The sequence below is a fragment of the Variovorax sp. DAIF25 genome, from assembly GCF_050711835.1.
Lineage (GTDB): Bacteria > Pseudomonadota > Gammaproteobacteria > Burkholderiales > Burkholderiaceae_C > Variovorax.
In genome coordinates this window covers 274,880-291,917 of sequence record NZ_CP136637.1, presented here as the reverse complement: position 1 = coordinate 291,917, position 17,038 = coordinate 274,880, and the positions used below count along the sequence as shown (strand labels likewise).

The 17,038-nt window shown below is 70.3% G+C and carries 16 protein-coding genes; 5 read left to right on the top strand and 11 right to left on the bottom strand.

What is annotated here, in order from left to right:
• Nucleotides 1-8: 8 nt before the first annotated feature.
• The 10 genes from phnA to R0232_RS35450 all read right to left on the bottom strand — a co-directional run bounded on the left by phnA (nucleotide 9) and on the right by R0232_RS35450 (nucleotide 11,218).
• Entirely contained in the window at nucleotides 9-1,247 is a 1,239-nt protein-coding gene (phnA, locus tag R0232_RS35495; RefSeq protein WP_431513966.1) for a phosphonoacetate hydrolase, read from the bottom strand.
• Between the two features lie 172 nt (nucleotides 1,248-1,419).
• Complete coding sequence (locus R0232_RS35490; RefSeq protein ID WP_431513965.1) at nucleotides 1,420-2,961, bottom strand: amidase; 1,542 nt, start codon at nucleotides 2,959-2,961, stop codon at nucleotides 1,420-1,422.
• Between the two features lie 55 nt (nucleotides 2,962-3,016).
• Nucleotides 3,017-3,709 carry an ATP-binding cassette domain-containing protein gene (locus R0232_RS35485; protein WP_203207381.1) on the bottom strand — a complete coding sequence of 231 codons (693 nt, stop codon included), beginning with the start codon at nucleotides 3,707-3,709 and terminating at the stop codon, nucleotides 3,017-3,019.
• On the bottom strand, nucleotides 3,703-4,461 hold the full coding sequence (gene urtD, locus R0232_RS35480) for an urea ABC transporter ATP-binding protein UrtD (RefSeq protein WP_431513964.1): 759 nt from the start codon (nucleotides 4,459-4,461) through the stop codon (nucleotides 3,703-3,705). The genes R0232_RS35485 and urtD overlap by 7 nt, the downstream gene beginning before the upstream one ends.
• A complete protein-coding gene (urtC, locus tag R0232_RS35475) occupies nucleotides 4,458-5,573 on the bottom strand; it encodes an urea ABC transporter permease subunit UrtC (RefSeq protein WP_431513963.1) in 1,116 nt (371 codons plus the stop codon). The genes urtD and urtC overlap by 4 nt, the downstream gene beginning before the upstream one ends.
• Nucleotides 5,574-5,578: 5 nt before the next feature.
• Nucleotides 5,579-6,472, bottom strand: a complete 894-nt coding sequence (gene urtB, locus R0232_RS35470) for an urea ABC transporter permease subunit UrtB (RefSeq protein WP_057591911.1) — start codon at nucleotides 6,470-6,472, stop codon at nucleotides 5,579-5,581.
• A gap of 65 nt (nucleotides 6,473-6,537) precedes the next feature.
• Nucleotides 6,538-7,785 carry a transporter substrate-binding domain-containing protein gene (locus R0232_RS35465; protein ID WP_261210604.1) on the bottom strand — a complete coding sequence of 416 codons (1,248 nt, stop codon included), beginning with the start codon at nucleotides 7,783-7,785 and terminating at the stop codon, nucleotides 6,538-6,540.
• Nucleotides 7,786-8,044: 259 nt separating this feature from the next.
• Nucleotides 8,045-8,644, bottom strand: coding sequence for an ANTAR domain-containing response regulator (locus tag R0232_RS35460; RefSeq protein WP_093346041.1), 600 nt, complete (start codon nucleotides 8,642-8,644; stop codon nucleotides 8,045-8,047).
• 16 nt (nucleotides 8,645-8,660) lie between these two features.
• On the bottom strand, nucleotides 8,661-9,809 hold the full coding sequence (locus tag R0232_RS35455; RefSeq protein WP_431513962.1) for a transporter substrate-binding domain-containing protein: 1,149 nt from the start codon (nucleotides 9,807-9,809) through the stop codon (nucleotides 8,661-8,663).
• Between the two features lie 155 nt (nucleotides 9,810-9,964).
• Nucleotides 9,965-11,218, bottom strand: a complete 1,254-nt coding sequence (locus tag R0232_RS35450; RefSeq protein WP_431513961.1) for a cation:proton antiporter — start codon at nucleotides 11,216-11,218, stop codon at nucleotides 9,965-9,967.
• A gap of 84 nt (nucleotides 11,219-11,302) precedes the next feature.
• On the opposite strand from R0232_RS35450, the gene R0232_RS35445 reads away from it, so the two are divergent.
• The 5 genes from R0232_RS35445 (at nucleotide 11,303) to R0232_RS35425 (ending at nucleotide 16,197) form a co-directional block, all read left to right on the top strand.
• The gene (locus R0232_RS35445) at nucleotides 11,303-12,226 is read left to right on the top strand and encodes a LysR family transcriptional regulator (RefSeq protein WP_431513960.1); all 924 of its coding nucleotides are present in this window, start codon (nucleotides 11,303-11,305) and stop codon (nucleotides 12,224-12,226) included.
• A 151-nt stretch (nucleotides 12,227-12,377) separates the two neighbouring features.
• Nucleotides 12,378-13,337: a Bug family tripartite tricarboxylate transporter substrate binding protein gene (locus R0232_RS35440; RefSeq protein WP_431513959.1), complete on the top strand. Its 960-nt coding sequence runs from the start codon at nucleotides 12,378-12,380 to the stop codon at nucleotides 13,335-13,337.
• Nucleotides 13,338-13,345: 8 nt separating this feature from the next.
• Nucleotides 13,346-14,122 (top strand): alpha/beta fold hydrolase, encoded by a 777-nt coding sequence (locus tag R0232_RS35435; protein WP_431513958.1) that lies wholly within the window; start codon nucleotides 13,346-13,348, stop codon nucleotides 14,120-14,122.
• A 60-nt stretch (nucleotides 14,123-14,182) separates the two neighbouring features.
• Complete coding sequence (locus R0232_RS35430) at nucleotides 14,183-15,805, top strand: FAD-dependent monooxygenase (protein ID WP_431513957.1); 1,623 nt, start codon at nucleotides 14,183-14,185, stop codon at nucleotides 15,803-15,805.
• Nucleotides 15,802-16,197, top strand: coding sequence for a VOC family protein (locus tag R0232_RS35425; protein WP_431513956.1), 396 nt, complete (start codon nucleotides 15,802-15,804; stop codon nucleotides 16,195-16,197). The genes R0232_RS35430 and R0232_RS35425 overlap by 4 nt, the downstream gene beginning before the upstream one ends.
• A gap of 39 nt (nucleotides 16,198-16,236) precedes the next feature.
• On the opposite strand, the gene R0232_RS35420 is transcribed toward R0232_RS35425, so the two are convergent.
• Nucleotides 16,237-17,037 (bottom strand): aminoglycoside phosphotransferase family protein, encoded by an 801-nt coding sequence (locus tag R0232_RS35420; RefSeq protein ID WP_431513955.1) that lies wholly within the window; start codon nucleotides 17,035-17,037, stop codon nucleotides 16,237-16,239.
• Nucleotide 17,038: the final 1 nt, after the last annotated feature.

The window sequence follows — 17,038 nt, the reverse complement described above, 5'->3', positions numbered from 1 at the left end:
GGATCGCTTCAGTGGGCGGCGCCCGCGTGGTTCAGGGCCAGGTCGAAGACGTCGAAGTTGCGCAGCCGGCGGCGCGGGTCGACCCCCTGCAGCGCGCGGTTGAACAGCAGCGGCACCTTCTGCTCCGAGATGCCGCCGTGCGAGCGCAGCGGCACCGTGAGGCCGCTGAGGTCGTGCCGGGCCGCGCTGGTGCCCAGCACCGTCAGGTGGTCGCCGACCACGACCAGGTCGCCGATGCGGTCGCCCGCGAGCTCGAACTGCCGCACCGCCTGGTCGCGCGTGAGCACCTGCTCGACGCCGGGCAGGCCGGCCAGCGCCTCGTGCACCTGTTCCAGCGGCGCGCGGTTGACGTACACCGTCGCGAACGAGCCGAGCGCGCCGTGGTGCACCACGTAGGGATCGGTGATCGGCAGGATCACGCGCGTGCTGGCCTCGCCGAGCCGCGCGTCGAGTTCCTGCTGCAGGTAGAGCACGCGCGGATTGCCGGCCGCGTCGGTCTTGGGGCTCATGCCGTGGTCGGCCGTGAGGCCGATCACCGCGCCCAGCGCGTCGAGCCGCGCGAGGTAGCCGTCCATCATCGCGTAGAAGGCGTTGGCCTCGGGCGTGCCGGGCGCGCACTTGTGCTGCACGTAGTCGGTGGTCGAGAGGTACATCAGGTCGGGCTTGCGCGTCTCGAGCAGGCGCACGCCGGCGGCGAAGACGAACTCGCTGAGATCGGCGCTGTAGACCGAGGGCACGGGCTTGCCGACCAGTTCGAGCACGCGGTCGATGCCGCATTCGGCGACGGTCGCCTTGTCGGCCTTCTCGGCCGAGAAGCAGATGCCGCGCAGGCCGTGGCCGAGCATGGTGCGCAGCTTGTCCTTGGCGGTCACGGCCGCCACCAGCGCACCGGCATCGGAGAAGGCCGACAGCAGCGTGGGCGCGCGCAGGTACTCGGGGTCGTTCATCATGACCTCCTTGTCCGCCGCCACGTCGTAGAAGAAGTTGCCGCAGATGCCGTGCACCGAGGGCGGCACGCCGGTCACGATCGACACGTTGTTCGGGTTCGTGAAGCTCGGCACCACGCAGTCGCCGATCAGCGAGCTGCCCTGCTTCAGCATGCGCTGCAGGAACGGCGCCGCGCCGGCCTGGATGGCCTGGGTGATGTAGTCGGGCTCGCAGCCATCGACGCACACCACGACCACCGGCGCGCGCGGCTTCGCGTAATGCCGTCCATTGGCCAGGACGGTCTCGGCTTGAAATGTCATCGGGAAGCTCCTTTGGAAATCAGTGACTTGTCTCGGAGACCTTGTCGTCTCGCGTTGGGTGCACTGTCCGCTCGAAGCTTCTATTCGTCCAATTCAAGTTTTTCGGGCAATGTATTGAGCAGAGCTATACATCGCCCGGGAAAGTACGGAGACGCCGCTCCGTACGCCGCGCTCAGGCGGCTATGAGCCGCGGCGCCTTGCGATGCCGCGTCGCCGTCTCGTAGTCGTGCGCCAGCGCGAGCAGGGTCGCCTCGCTCCACAGCGGCCCGACGAACAGCAGGCCGAAGGGCGCGCCCGAGGCGTAGTAGCCCGCGGGCACCGTCACGGCCGGCAGGCCCGCGATGTTGAGCTCGCCCACCGTGGTCTCCTGGATCGTGCCGCCGCGCGTGACCGGCAGCTCCTCGCGCATCTGCGGGAACACCAGTGCATCGAGCCGCTCGCGCGCGAACACCGCGTCGACGATGCGCAGGTAGGCCTCCTTGAGCGCGATGAAGTCCGACAGGTCGGGCGGCGTGCCCGGCGACTTGAGCGCGGCCGCGAACTGCGGCAGGTTGTGCAGGTAGCTCAGCACGCCGCCGGGCGCGAAGGCGGATTCCTTCTCGGTCGCCTTCGCGAAATCGGCGAAGGACTTGAGCGCCGCGTCGGGGCCCAGCCGCTCGAGGTATTTCTGCAGGTCGTAGGGCACCGATTCCATGCCGCGCGCATCGAAGTTCGTGAGCGGCAGCGTGGGCTGGCGCAGCTGCGCGAAGCCGGTGTCGGCGAAGGGGTCGTCGACCAGCACCGCGCCGCGCTGCACGAGTTCCTTCGCCGCGCGCGCATAGAGTTCGCTCGCCTCGGCCGACAGCGGCTGGGTGCGCCAGCCCGGGCCGTACAGGCCGATGCGCGCGCCCGCGAGGCTGCGGCTGCCGAACTGCGCGGTGTAGCCGCCCACCGGCTTCTTGCCGACGCCGGCCAAGGTCTTCGGATCTTCCGGCGAGTAGCCCGCGAGCACGTCGAGGCACAGCGCCGCGTCCTTCACGGTGCGCGCGATCGGGCCCACCACGTCGCGGTTGCCCGACAGCGGCATCACGCCGGCATTGGGCACCAGGCCGATGGTGGGCTTGATGCCGACCAGGTCCTGCGCCGAGGCCGGGTTCTGGATCGAGCCACCGGTTTCCTCGGCCAGGCCCAGCACGGCCATGCTGGCGCCGACCGCGGTGGCCGTGCCCGCGCTGCTGCCACCGGGCACGCGATCGGGCAGCACCACGTTGAGCGTGGGGCCGGCCCAGCTGTCGTCGGCATGGGTGCCGGTGTGGCTCAGCACCGGCACGTTGGTCTTGCCGAGGATGACGGCGCCGGCCGCGCGCATGCGCGCCACCACGGGCGCGTCGGTGGCGGGCATCAGGTCGACGCCGCCGCTCTTGCCGTGCAGCAGCGACCAGCCGGCCGTGGTCGGGAAGCCGACCATGTCCATCGGGTCCTTGACGACCACGGGCACGCCCGCGAGCGGCCCGAGCGCCTCGCCGGCCGCGCGCCGGCGGTCGATGGCGCGTGCGTCGTCGATGGCCTCGTCGTTGAGGAAGATGATGGCGTTGTAGCGTGCGTTCCAGGTCTCGATCTGCGCGAGGCAGGCGTGCGCGAGCGACTCGGCCGTGAAACTGCCGTTGCGAAAGCCTTCCTGCACGGTGTCGACGGTCAGCGTGGCGAGGTCGATGGTGGGGGGGGTCTGGCTCATGGCGAAGAAACTCCTCGTGAATGCGGTGAATGAAGAGGGAGACAAAAAGGGGAAGTCAGAAGGTCATGTGGCGATCGATGATCTCGTCGCTCAGCTGCTCGATGGGACCGCTCTCGACGATGGTTCCCTTCTCGAACATGGCGAAGCCGCTGGCCACGCGGCGCACGAAGTCGATGTTCTGCTCGACCAGCACCATCGTCAGGCCGAGCTCGCGGTTCATGCGCGCGATCGCGGCCTCGATCTCCTGCACCACCGAGGGCTGGATGCCCTCGTTGGGCTCGTCGAGCAGCATCACGCTCGGTTGCGCCGCGAGGGCGCGCGCGAGTGCGAGCTGCTGCTGCTGGCCGCCCGACAGCACGCCGCCCGGGCGGTCGAGGTTGGCCGCCAGGTACGGGAACAGCTCGAGCGCCAGCGGCGGGATCGCGCGCGGCCCGCGGCCCGAGAAGGCGCCCATCAGGATGTTCTGGCGCACGCTGAAGTCGGGGATGATCTCGCGCCCCTGCGGCACGTAGGCGATGCCGCCGCGCGCGCGCAGGTGCGTGGGCAGCCCGTCGATGCGCAGGCCGTCGAGTTCGATGCGGCCCGTGGCGCGCACCATGCTGCCCATCAGGGTGCGCAGCAGCGTGGTCTTGCCCATGCCGTTGCGCCCGAGGATGGCGGTGATCTTCCCCTTCGGGATGGAGAGGCTCACGTCCTGCAGCGCGTGGCTGCGGCCGTAGTAGCTGTCGACGTTGGCGAGTGTCAGCATGTTGATGCGATTCCGTGGGATCCGAGGTAGGCCTGCCGAACGCGCGCATCGCGTTCGATCTCGGCGACGCTGCCCTCGGCCAGCACGCGGCCCAGGTGCAGCACGGTGATGCGCTCGGCGATGTCGCGCACGAAGGCCATGTCGTGCTCCACCACCAGGATGGTGTGGCGCCCGCGCAGGCTCTTGAGGATCTGCGCGGTCTTGCGCGTCTCGCCCGCCGTCATGCCGGCCGTGGGCTCGTCGAGCAGGATCACCTTCGGCTGCTGCGCGATCAGCAGGCCCAGCTCCAGCCACTGCGTCTGGCCGTGGCTCAGGTCGCCGGCCTGCTGCTGCTGCACATCTTCCAGGCCGGCCAGGGCCAGGATCTCGTCGACGCGGCGGTCGGTCTCGCGCCCGAAGCCCCAGCGCAGGTTGCGCAGGATCGAGGGCTCGCGGCTCGCGGCCACGCAGAGGTTGTGGCGCACCGTGAGCTCGCGGAACACGCTCGGGATCTGGAACTTGCGGCCGATGCCCGCGCGCGCGATCCGGTACTCGGGCCAGTTCGTGAGGTCGCGGCCGTGCAACTCGACCCGGCCCTCGGTGCTGCGCGTCTTGCCCGAGACCAGGTCCATCAGCGTGGTCTTGCCGGCGCCGTTGGCGCCCAGCAGCACGCGCAGCTCGCCCTCGGCCACGCGCAACGACACGCCGTCCACCGCCTTGAAGCCGCCGAAGCTCACGCCCAGCGCATGCAGTTCGAGTGCGATGTCGCTCATGGCGCACCTCCGCCGGCACGGCGCTGGCCGATGCGCTCGAGCAGCTCGTGCGCCCAGCCCGCCATGCCCTTGGGCAGGTACAGCACCACCAGCACGAAGGTCAGCCCCACGATCACGCGCCAGGCCTCGACCAGCGACTGGGTCTCGCTCGCCGTGGCCTCGAGCATGTTGATCAGGATCGCGCCGATGCACGCGCCCAGCAGCGAGGCGCGCCCGCCCACCGCGGCCCACACCACCATGGTGATCGAGAAGCTCAGGTCCATGAAGGTGGGCGAGGCGAACTCGGCCACCACCACGTAGAGCATCCCGGCCACCGCGGCGATGGCCGCCGACAGCGCGAAGAAGAAGGTCTGGTAGTGCGCCACGTCGAAGCCCAGGTAGCGCGCGCGCTGCGGATCGCCCGAGGTGGCACGCAGGATCACGCCGGCGCGCGTGGCGAGCAGCGCGCGCGCACCGACCAGCACCACGGCGAGCACGCCCGCGACCAGGTAGTAGGTCGACACGCCGTAGGGATCGAGCTCGTGCCCCGCGATGCGCAGCCAGGCCAGGTCCGACAGCCCGTTGAAGCCGTTGGTGATCGGCTGCGCGTCGACCAGCAGCAGGCGCACCAGCAGCACCAGGGCCAGCGTGACGATCGACACGAACACGCCCGCGATGCGCTTGCGGAACAGCAGCGCGCCGAGCACGAAGGCCACCAGTGCCGGCAGCAGCAGGCCCATGGCGAGGCCGAACCCCTGCGACTGGAACGGCTGCCACAGGAAGGCGCCCGGGTTGATGCAGCACAGGTCGACGGTGGCGCCGGGCTGCGCGTTCGACAGCATGAAGTCCGGCACCGGGTTGGCACCGCCATGCTGCAGGCTGGTGGGGCTGGCCATCTTCAGCGACATGGCCAGCATGTAGGCGCCGAGGCCGAAGAACAGCCCCTGCCCCAGGTTGAGGATGCCGGCATAGCCCCAGCTCATGGCGACGGCGATGCCGAGCATGCCGAACACCAGGTACTTGGCGAGCCGGTTGAGCCAGAAGCCGTCGAGCACCAGCGGTGCCAGCGCGACCACGGCCAGGAAGATTGCGTAGGCGGCGAAGGTCGCGCGCCGGTCCAGAGGAGTGCCCATGCCGTTCACCGCCCCTTGAACGAGAACAGGCCCTGCGGCCGCACCACGATCAGCAGGATCACCAGGCCGAACACCACCGCGCGCGCGAGGATGTCGTTGCTGACCGCCGCCACCACGCCCGTGACCTCGCCGAGGCCGATCGAGGTGACGACCGCGCCGAGCAGGCTGCCGACGCCGCCCGAGACCACCACCAGGAAGCTGTCGACCACCAATGCCGTGCCCATGTCGGGCGAGACGGTCTTGAAGCCCGCCACCAGCACGCCGGTGATGCCGGCCAGGCCGGCGCCGAAGGCGAAGGTCCAGGCGTTGACGCGCTGCACGTCGATGCCGCAGGCCGCGGCCATGCGCGGGTTGCGGATGATGGCGCGCACCTGCATGCCGATGCGCGTGCGGTAGAGCAGCAGCCAGGTCGCGAAGGTCAGCACCACGGTGCAGGCCACGATGAAGGCGCGGTAGGCATTGATCGGCGTGTCGCCGACCATCACCGCGCCCTGCAGCACGGCGGGGATCGGCATGTTCTGCAGCCCCGGCCCCAGCCCTTCGATGTGGATGCCGAAGAAGGCCAGGCCGCCTTCGAGCCGCACCGCCTGCTGCACCAGGATCGCCACGCCCCAGGTGGCGAGCAGCGTGTCGCCGAGCCGGCCGTAGAGGCGCCGCACCACGCAGCGTTCGATCAGGAGGCCGAGCGCCGCGGCGACCACGAAGGCGATCGGGATCGCGGCGAACAGCCCGAGCCCGAGCCAGATCTGCGCCAGCACCGCGGCATAGGCGCCGACCATGATCATCTCGCCGTGCGCCATGTTCACCACGCCCATCGCGCCGTAGATGATGACCAGGCCGAGCGCGGCCAGCAGAAGAATCGAGCCCATGCTGAGCCCGATCAGGAGTACGTCCAACATCGGAAGTCTTTCTCTCGAGGGTGAATGCGGGCACGGCACATGCCGCCGCGCCCGCGGCCGGCTCTTCAGGCCTTGACCGGCGCGGCGCCGTTGCGCTTGCAGATCAGGTTGGCGTCGGTCTCGCCGTAGGCGAAGTAAGGCAGCGGCCGCACCGGTTGCGGGCTGGCGTCGACCACCTTGCTCTGGCCGTCGGCCTGCCACTGGCCGATGCGCGGCGTGACCCAGGCATGCAGGCTCTCGGGATCGATGCGCACCTTGCCGCCGGGCGCGTCGTAGCTCTGGCCGCCGATGTGGGCGCGGATGGCGTCGGCCGTGGTGGCCTTGCCGGCCTCCACCGCCTGCTTCCAGAGGAAGACCTGGAAGTAGGCGGCTTCGAGCGAGTGGTAGGTCACGGCCTTGGGGTCGTTGACGAACTTGCGGTAGCGCTCGATGAAGGACTTGTTGGCCGGCGTGTCGATCGACATGAAGTACGGCACCGAGGTGTAGCTGCCGGCCGCGTACTCGCCGCCCATGGCCGCGATCTCGATCTCGCTGATCACGGTGGCGCAGATCGGCACCGCGGCCTGCGACATGCCCTGGTTCTTGTACTCGCGGTAGAAGGCCACGAGCGAGTCGCCCACCACGTGCGAGAGCACCACGTCGGCGCCCGACTCCTTGATCTTGCGCACCACCGAGGCCCATTCCGAATGGCCGAGCTCGAGGTACTCGTCGGCCACCCACTTGGCGCCCGACTGCTCGATCAGCTTCTTGCTGACCTTCGACATCTCGCGCGGATAGACGTAGTTGGAACCGACGATGAAGAACTTCTTCTTGCCGAGCTTCTCGACGATCCACGGCACGTAGTTGGCCAGCTGCTGGTTGGCGACCGCGCCGCTGTAGACCACGTTCTTCGAGCATTCGAAGCCTTCGTAGTGGGTTTGATAGAACAGCATCGCGTTGCGGCGCTCGAACACCGGCAGCACCGCCTTGCGGCTGGCCGAGGTGTGGCAGCCGAACACGGTCTCGATGCGGTCGCGCGTGATCAGCTTCGAGGCCTTCTCGTTGAAGGTCTTCGGGTCGGAGGCGCCGTCCTCGAGCACCACCTCGACCTGGCGGCCCATCACGCCGCCCGCGGCATTGATCTCGGCCACGGCCATGCGCACGCCGTTGGCGAGCATCTTCTCGACGATCGAGAGGCCGCCGGTCTGCGAATAGAGCGCGCCGACCTTGATGGTGTCGGCCGCGTAGGCGCTGCGCATCAGCGCGGGCGACGAGAGGGCGGCCGCGGAAGCAGCCGAGGAAACGAGGAAGTGGCGACGGTTGGTTGTCAACATGATGGGACCTCGGGACGTGACGCAGCGACCATGCGCTGACGAATGGTTGAAGAGCTCGATGGGTGGAACCAGCCGACAGCACTGTCGGGCGCAGGCGAAAAAAAACCCACAACGCGGTGGGGACCGCGGCGTGGGCTTCATTGCCAGGTGGACCGGAGAACACACATGGTTCCCGGTGCCGGCTGCATCGGCGCCTGACGAATCAAGGGGATGCAACCACCGAGCCGGAGGACCGACTCGATGCAGTCATGCTAGCGAGTTAGGGCGACGGGTGCAACAGGGTTTCCATGTTGATGATCGAACTCGCGATCTGTTCCATCGACAGCCGCTTGGCCATCGCCTGCGCGCGGATCGCCTGGTAGGCCTCGCCCTCGCTGATGCCCTTGGAGGCCATGAGGATCGTCTTCGCGCGGCTCATGGCCTGGTCGCTCGTGATCTTGCGGCGCAGCTTGCGGTTCTCCTTGAGCATCGCCTGGCGCTCGGCCCACAGGCTGCGCGCGGTCACCAGGTGCGCGAGCAGGCCGAAGGGCTTGATCGGCTTCTGCACCACCGCGAAGGCCGCGCTCTCGAGCACCAGCTGCAGGGTGGTCGGGTCCTCGTAGTTGACGATCGCGATCACCGTCGGCTCGGGCCGCGGCATCGACTTGAGCAGGGCCTCGGTGGCCTGGCGCGACTCGCCCTCCACCAGCAGGAACAGCACGTCGACGTTGGGCGGCACGGTGGCCGGCATGGGCCAGGCCATGCTCACCATGCAGCCCACGCGGCGCAGGTGGCTGACGAGGGCATCGCCCTCCTCGTCCGGCGGATGGACGACGACGATCTTGAGCTCGGGCAGTTCGCGCAGCAGCGAAATGGTCATGGCGCCTCCGCTTCCCTCAGGCCGGCCGTCCCGCGAGCGGATCGAACCGGTTCTCGTACATGTAGGGATCGGGCTTCACGCGCAGGCCCGGATCGTCCACCACCTGGAAGGTGCCCTGCGCATCGACGCGTGCCACGCGCGGCCAGAGGTAGGTGTGGTGGTTCTCCTGGTCGATGCGCACCCGGCCCTGCGGCGCGTCGAACTCGTGCTCGTGCAGGTGCGGCAGCATCGCCTCGAGGCGGTCGCTGCCCGCGCGCGCCAGCGTCTGCGCATAGAGCATCACCTGGAAGTAGGCCGACTCCGCGCAGGCCGTGATCGGCAGGCCGGTGCCGAAGCGCTTGCGCCAGGCCGCCACGAACCGGAGGTTGGCCGGCGTCTGCAGGGTCGAGAAGTAAGGTGCCGCCGTGATGCTGCCCGCGGCCGCGCGTGCCGACATCTGCGCGATCTCGGCCTCCTGCGTCGACTGGCTCGCGATCGGATGCGTCTGCTGGTCGAAGCCCGCCTCGCCGTAGGCCTCGTAGAAGCGCGCGATGCCGTCGCCGACCACGGTCGAATAGACGACGTCGGGCTGCGCGGCCTCGATGCGCCGGATCACCTTCGGCATGTCGATGTCGGCCACGCGCAGCGGCACGTACATCTCGTCGAGCACCTCGCCGCCGGCCTGGCGGAACAGGTCCGCGATGATCCGGTTGGACTCGTAGGGATAGACGTAGTCCGAGCCGATCAGGAACAGCCGCTTGCCGAAATGGCTCGTGAGGTAGCGCACCAGCTGCACCGAGTTCTGGTTCGGCGCCGCGCCCGTGTAGACGCAGTTCGGCGAGTACTCGAAGCCCTCGTAGAGCGTGGGATAGAACAGCAGCGCGCGATGCGCCTCGACCACCGGCAGCACCGCCTTGCGCGTGCTCGACATGTAGCAGCCGAAGATCACCGCCACGCCCGCCTGGTCGCACAGCTGCTTGGCCAGCTCGCGGTAGCGCGGCGGCCGCGAGGCCGGGTCGAGCACCACCGGCTCGATCGGCCGCCCGAGCACCCCGCCGCTCGCGTTGACCTCCTCGATCGCGAGCAGGGTCGCGGCCTGCTGCGTGCGCTCGACGGCCGCGGTCACGCCGGTCGATGAGAAAAGCACCCCGACTCGCCAGGGGGGTTGTGGTTTGGATCCGGTCACGGTCTGGACTCCCAAATGAAAAAAGCCCCCAGCAGCCCTCGCGGCCGCTGGGAGCTTCACTGCTCCATGTCAATGTCGAGGCCTTGCGGCGTCGTCCGCGCTACTGTAGCAGTCCCACGGCCCTGGCAGGCAAGTCTTTTGGGAAGCCCCGGACCTCAGTGGGAGGCCGAGCGGCCGTTGGCGTTCTCCATCGGCACCACCCGCCGCACGATCCAGCGGAAGGCCGGCCCGGTCAGCAGGGTCGACAGCACGGCGAGCGTGACCAGCGCCGCGAAGGCATGTTCCGACAGCAGGCCCTTGTCGCGCAGGATCGTGGCGGCCACGATCTCCATCAGCCCCTTGCATTGCAGCAGCGTGCCCACCGCGAGCGCCTCGCGCCGCGACAGCCATTGGGCCGGCGAGCACGCCAGCACCGCCACCAGCTTGGCTCCCACCGCCAGCACCAGCAGCGTGGCCGAGGCCTGCAGCGAGGCCCAGCCCAGCACGCTGCCGTCGATCTTGAGCCCGCTGTGGCCGAAGAACACCGGCGCCAGGCCGATCAATGCGAACTGGCCGAGCCGCTCCACCGGCAGCCGGCGGGACCAGGCCGCCGGCACGATCGCGCCCGCGAAGTAGGCACCGAGCAGCTCGTGCAGGCCCAGCTGCGAGCTCGACCAGGCACCGGCCGCGAGGAACAGCGGCATCGCGAGCCAGATCGCCCAGGCCGGCGGCTCGCGCGTCGCCTTGCGCGCGACGGCGGCAATGCCCGCCAGCGTCGCGGCCAGCGCGATCGCGGCGGCCGGCTTGACCCAGGAGCCCGCGAGCAGCGCCTGCCCTTCGGCCGCCAGCAGCAGCAGCGCCAGACCGATCCAGAGCACCGCGTCGTCGAGCACCGCGATGCGCAGCGCGATGCGCGTCAGTGGCCGGTGCAACGGCCCGAGTTCGCGCACGATGCCGATCAGCACCGGCAGCGCGCTGACCGCGAGGCACAGGCCGATCGCCAGCGCGCCCCACCACTGCCCGCCATGCGGCGCGCTCCAGCCCGGCAGGTGGTTGAACCAGAGCTTGGCGGCCAGCGTGCCCACCGCGAACGGCAGCAGCAACGCCATCACCGCGCTGGCGACGAAGCGCAGCGTCTCGCCGGGCCGCGCCGGCGGCAGATCGGTCGCGCCCGGCAGGTGCACCGTCTGCCGCGTTTCGAGCCCCGCGGTGAAGGCCAGCAGCAGCACGCCGATCCAGCCGATGAAGTCGCCGCCCGCCGACGGAATGCCCGCGGCCTTGGGCAGCACGCCAGTGGCCGCGAGCAACAGGCCGATGATGATCGGCAGCACCGCGATCGGCACCGAGCGGCCGAGGGCGCGCCAGATGGCCCAGGACAGGCCCATGAAGAGGATCAGGTCGGCGAAGGTCGAGAGCAGGCTGTGGAGCATGGGGCGAATGCTACCGTGGCCCCGTGTCGCGGAAGCGATGCCGAGGCGTCGCGGCTCCCGCCGCCCGCTGGCTACGATAGCGCGATGGACCTCAGGCAACTCCGCTATTTCGTCGCGCTCGCGACCCAGCAGCATTACGGCAAGGCGGCGGGCATCCTGCACGTGACGCAGCCGGCGCTGAGCCGGCAGATCCGCCTGCTCGAGGAGGAACTGGGCGTCCAGCTGTTCGAGCGCCACGCGCGCGGCGCGGCGCCGACCGATGAAGCGCGGCTGCTGCTCGAGCGGGCGCTGTTCCTGCTGCGCTACGTCGACCAGATCAAGTCCGACCTGCTGGCCCGACAAAGGGAGCCTCGCGGGCCGGTCGCCATCGGGCTCTCGCCCGGTCTCGCGCAGCAGCTCACGGTGCTGCTGACCAAGGCGGTGCTCCAGTACCTGCCCGAAGTCAGGCTGCGCTTCATCGAGGGCTTCGCGCCGTCGCTGCAGACCATGCTGGCGCAGGGCGAGGTCGACATCGCGCTGCTGATCGAGCCCATCGAGCGATCGAACCTGAGCACCCTGCCGCTGCTGAAGGAACAGATCTGCCTGATCGGCCTGCCCGACGACCCCCGACTGCGCAAGCCGAAGATCCGGATGCGCGACCTGGCCGGCGTGCCGCTGATCATGACCGGGCTCGTGAAGTCGGGCGTGCGGCTCGAGCTCGAGGCGGCCGCCGCGCGCGCCAAGCTCGAGCTGCATCGCGTGGTCGAGGTCGAGACCGCCGAGGTGGCGCGCCGGCTCGTGCTCGACGGCGTCGGGCTCACGGCCCATTTCGCGGCGGCGGTCCAGGAGGACCTGGCGGCGTCGCGGCTGCGCGCCGTTCCGATCGAAGGCCTGTTCCTGCACCGCGTGCTCGCGCGCGCCTCGGACCGTCCCGCATCGCGCGCCACCGAAGGCGTGATGGGCGTGCTGCGCACGGTGATCGAGCGGCACGTGCGCGAAGGCAAGTGGCCGAACGCGCAGCTGTCCTGAGCAGGTCGCGCCGGGCCATGCCGCTTCGTTATGAGGGCGGTCAGAAAATTCACTTGGACCTGCGCCGCGCGCGTCCCTAATCTTGCGCCGTCCGCTGCCGCCACCGCCCACCGGGTGGCGCGCCGGACTTCACAAGAACGGAGACAAGCAGATGGCATGTGATCGAAGAACATTCCTCGGGGCGGCCGCGGCCGCCACCTTCGCGCCGGCGCTGGTGCGGGCGCAGGAGCAGCCGCTTCGCATCGTGGTTCCCTTCTCGGCCGGCAGCGGCACGGACGTGACGGCGCGCGTGCTGGGCGATGCGATCGTCAAGAGCAGCGGGCGCACGGTCATCGTCGACAACAAGCCCGGCGCCGGCACCGTGCTCGGCTCAGTCGACGTGGCGCGTTCGCGCCCCGACGGCAACACCGTGCTCTACACCACGGGCGGCTACACCACCAGCGCGGTGCTGATCAAGAAGCTGCCCTTCGACCCGGTCGCGGACCTGCTGCCCATCACGCGGCTGGCGCTGTCCTCGGGCTTCGCGCTGCTGGTCGGCGAGAAGTCGCCGTACCGCTCGCTCGCGGAGTTCGTGGCGGCCGCCAAGGCCAGGCCGGGCCAGCTGAGCTTCGGCTCCTCGGGCGTGGGCAACACCACGCACGTGATGGGCGTGTTCTTCGGCAAGGGCGTGGGCGTGGACCTGCTGCACGTGCCGTTCAAGGGCTCGCCGACCAACGACCTGCTGGCGGGCACGGTCGACTGCGCCTTCCTCGCGCCGTCGACCGCGGGCTCGCAGATCCGCGCGGGCCGCCTGCGCGCGCTGGGGATCTCGGGCGGCCGGCGCTCGGCGCTGCTGCCCGAGGTGGCGACCTTCGCCGAGCAGGGCTTCACGGTCGAGGACATCCCGGCCTGGTCGGGCCTCTTCGGTCCCGGAAAGATGGCGCCCGACGCGGTGCATGCGTTGCACGACACCATCGTCAAGGCAGCGCGCACGCCCGCGCTGATCGCCTACATGCGCGACAACGGCGACGAGCCCGACCTGATGCCGCCCGAGCCGTTCAGGGCCTACGTCACGGCCGAGATCGGGCGCTACCGCCGGCTGCTGCCGCCGCTCGACATCCAGATCGGCTAGGAGCCGCCATGCCCGAATTCATCGACCTCGGCGACGTCCGCACCGCCTTCGAGGTGGCGGGGGAAGGACCGCCGCTGCTGATGCTGCATGGTGCCGAAGGCAGCCGCCGGCAGTTCGCGCGCATCCTGCCGGCGCTGAGCGACCGCTACACCGTGATCCGCTACGACCAGCGCGACTGCGGCGACACGTCCGGCCCCGAGCGGGCACCGACGCTGATCGATCTCGCCGACGATGCGATGCGACTGCTCGAGGCCCTCGGGCACGCGAGCGCCTTCGTGTTCGGCACCTCGTTCGGCGGCCGGGTCGCGCAGGTCTTCGCGGTGCGCCATGCGAAGGCCGTGCGCCGGCTCGTGCTGGCCAGCACCTGGCCCCTGCCCGCCTCGCTCGCGCAGGCCAACGCCGAGGTGGCGCGCGAAATCGCCGTGCTGCGCGCGCAGTTGCCCGCGAGCGCCGAGCAGCTCGCGGCGCTGTTCTTTCCCGCGCCCTTCCTGGCCGAGCATCCTGCCTTCAAGGCGCATTTCGCCGCGGCACCGGCGCGCTCCGCGCGGTCCGATCGCCGGGCCGCCGTGGTCGGCGATAGGCCCGCGCTCGCGCTGTCGGAGATCGATCGGCCCACGCTGCTCGTCGCGGGCGAGCTCGATCGCGTGGTGCCGGCAGCGCTCACGCTCTCGCTGGCGCAGCACATCCGCGACACGCGCTCGGTGCTGCTGCCCGGCGTGGGCCACCTGGGCACGGCCCAGGCACCCGAGGCGCTCGCATTGCATCTGCGCGAGTTCCTGGCGTGAACCTCGTTTCCTTTTCCGTTCCCCTGTTCCGCGCCGCTGGGCGCATGGAGTCTTCGTTCGATGATTGATGTACCGGTCCTCGTCGTCGGTGGCGGTCCCGTGGGCCTCACCGCATCCCTGTATCTGTCGCTGTTCGGCATCGAGTCGCTGCTGGTCGAGCGCCATCCGGGCACCGCGATCCTTCCCAAGGCGCGGGCCCTCAATGCCCGCACCATGGAGATGTACCGCCAGATCGATCTGGAGGACGCGATCCGCGCCGTCGCCATGCCCGATCGCTTCGGCGGCACCATCCTCTGGTCCGAGAGCCTGGCCGGCCGCGAGATCAAGCGACTGCATCCCGGGCGCGGATCGGCGGCCAACCAGGCCTTGTCGATCGCCGGCAACTGCGGCTGCTCGCAGGACATCCTCGAGCCGGTGCTGCGCCGGCGGGCCGAGACGGCCGGTCCCGGCAGGCTCCGCTTCGGCACCGCGCTGCGCGAACTGAGTTGCGACGCCGACGGCGTGACCGCCAGCATCGAGGATGCCGAGGGCCGCAGCGAACAGGTGCGCGCGCGCTACCTGATCGCCGCCGACGGTTCGCAGAGCCGCATCCGGCAGCAACTCGGGATCGGCCGACGCGGCGAAGCCGATGTCTACGACAGCATCAACATCCACCTGCGTGCCGACCTGACACCGTGGATCGCGGAGCGCCCGGCGGCGCTGTACCTGATCGAGCAGCCGGAATTGCGCGGCACCTTCCTGACGATCAACGGCAGCGACCGCTGGGGCTTCCTGGTCACCTCGCTGTCGCACTACGGCTTCACGCCGGAGCAGTTCACGCCCGCGTTCAGCACCGAGATCGTGCGCCGCGCGGTGGGTGTAGCCGACCTCGCCGTCGAGGTCCTCGGCGTCAGCGCCTGGAAGGCCTCCGCGATGGTGGCCGAGCGCTACCGCGCGGGGCCGGTGTTCCTGGCCGGCGATGCCGCGCACGAGATGCCGCCGACCGGCGGCTTCGGCCTCAACACCGGCGTGCAGGATGCGCAGAACCTCGCATGGAAGCTGGCCGCGGTGCTGCGCGGCGAGGCCGGCGACGCGCTGCTCGACAGCTACGATGCCGAGCGCCGCCCGGTCGGCGAGGCCGTCACCCACACCAGCCTGCTCAACGCGCTGTCGATGGGGCGCACGGCGCGGCAGACCGAGGCCGTGCTGCCGCGCAAGGAATTCCTCAACGAGATCGGCCTGGTGTTCGGCGCGCGCTACGCATCGCGCGCGGTCGTGTCGCAGGAAGAGCCCGCGCCGGTCGCGGACGCGATCGAGGCCTATGTGCCGAGCGCCGCGCCCGGCTGCCGCGCGCCCCATGTCGCGTTGCGCAAGGGTTCGCGGAAGCTCTCGACCACCGACCTGCTGGGCCGCGGCTTCGTGCTGCTCACCGCGCCCGCGGGCTCGGCCTGGCGGGCCGCCGCGGATCGGCTCGAAGGGCCCCGTGTGACCAACGCCGTCATCGGCGAGGAAATCCGCGAGGAGGACGGTGGCGACTGGCTCGCGGCCTATGGCCTGCGCGAAGATGGCGCGGTCCTCGTGCGGCCCGACGGCCATGTGGCCTGGCGCTCGCCATCGGGCGGCGACGACCCGCGCGCCACGCTGCAGGCGGTCATGAACGCGATCCTGTGCCGCGGCGCGGCGGTGCCCGGGAGCGCCGCATGAGCATGGAAGTCAGCGCCATCCATCACTTCACGGTCGGCTGCGCGGTCGAGGACCTGCCCGCGCTGCACGACTTCTACGTGGGCACGCTGGGGCTGAAGGAGGGGCACCGCCCCGCGCTGCGTCATCCGGGCTACTGGCTGTATGCCGACGGACACGCGATCGTGCATCTCAACGCGCTGCGGACGGTGTCGCCGCCGCGGGAGTGCGGCCCCTTCGATCACGTGGCCCTGAAGGCGCGCGGCCTCGAAGCCACGCGGCAGGCGCTGCGCGCGGCGAAGGTGCCCTTCAGCGAAACGCCGCTGACCGGGACCTCGCTGCACCAGGTCTTCCTCAGCGATCCGCTCGGGCTCAAGGTCGAGCTGAATTTCGATCTGGATCTCGAGGCCGGGTAGCGGGCACCGCCCTCTTCGGCGGCCCCGGCCGAAGGCGCCTCAATGCGCGATGCCGAGCGCCGCGGCCGCTTGCCTGGCGACCTCGAGCGTGCCGCCGGGCTCGTCGCCGTCCTCGATCATCCAGACCGACGACAGGCCGGCCCAGGCGAGCACCCATTGCAGCAGGCGCTCGCGGTCGATGTCCGCGGCCTTGGCCACGATGGCCAGGCGCCGCTCGAAACAGCCCGGCGCGAGCGCGGTCGCGTCGTCGGGGTTGCAGAAGATGTTCGCGACATCGAAGCCGCGCTCGCCGACCAGCCCCTTGGGATCGATCGCGAGCCAGCCGTCGGCGCCGAAGTCGAGCACATTGCCGTGGTGGATGTCGCCATGCAGCACGCAGGCCTCGCGCGGCGCGGCCAGCAACGCCCGCGCGGTGCGCGCCGATGCACCGAGCACGCCCGCGTGGCCGGCGCCTTCCGCGCACAGCGAGGCGAACCATCGCGTCAGCGGGACCAGCGGCGGCAGCGGCTTGCCGCGCGGGGCATGCAGGCGCGTCGCGACCTCGCAGAGGATGCGCGTCGCCTCGTCGTCCTGTCCGCTTCTGGCCATCCGCGCCAGCGACGCCGTGCCCTGGGCGCGCGCCATCAGCAGCGCTTCGCCGGCCTGCGCCAGCACGGCCGCCGCGCCCTGCCCGTCCCACCAGGCCATCAGCGCCGCACCGGCCATCTCCTCGGGCTGGTGCGAGAGCTTGAGCATGGCCGGCAGGCCGCGCGCGCGGACCGGCAGCAGATGGCCGCTCAACGAGGAGAAGGGTTCGCCGTCGGGGACCAGGTCCCAGCGCTGCAGGTAGGGTTCGAACATG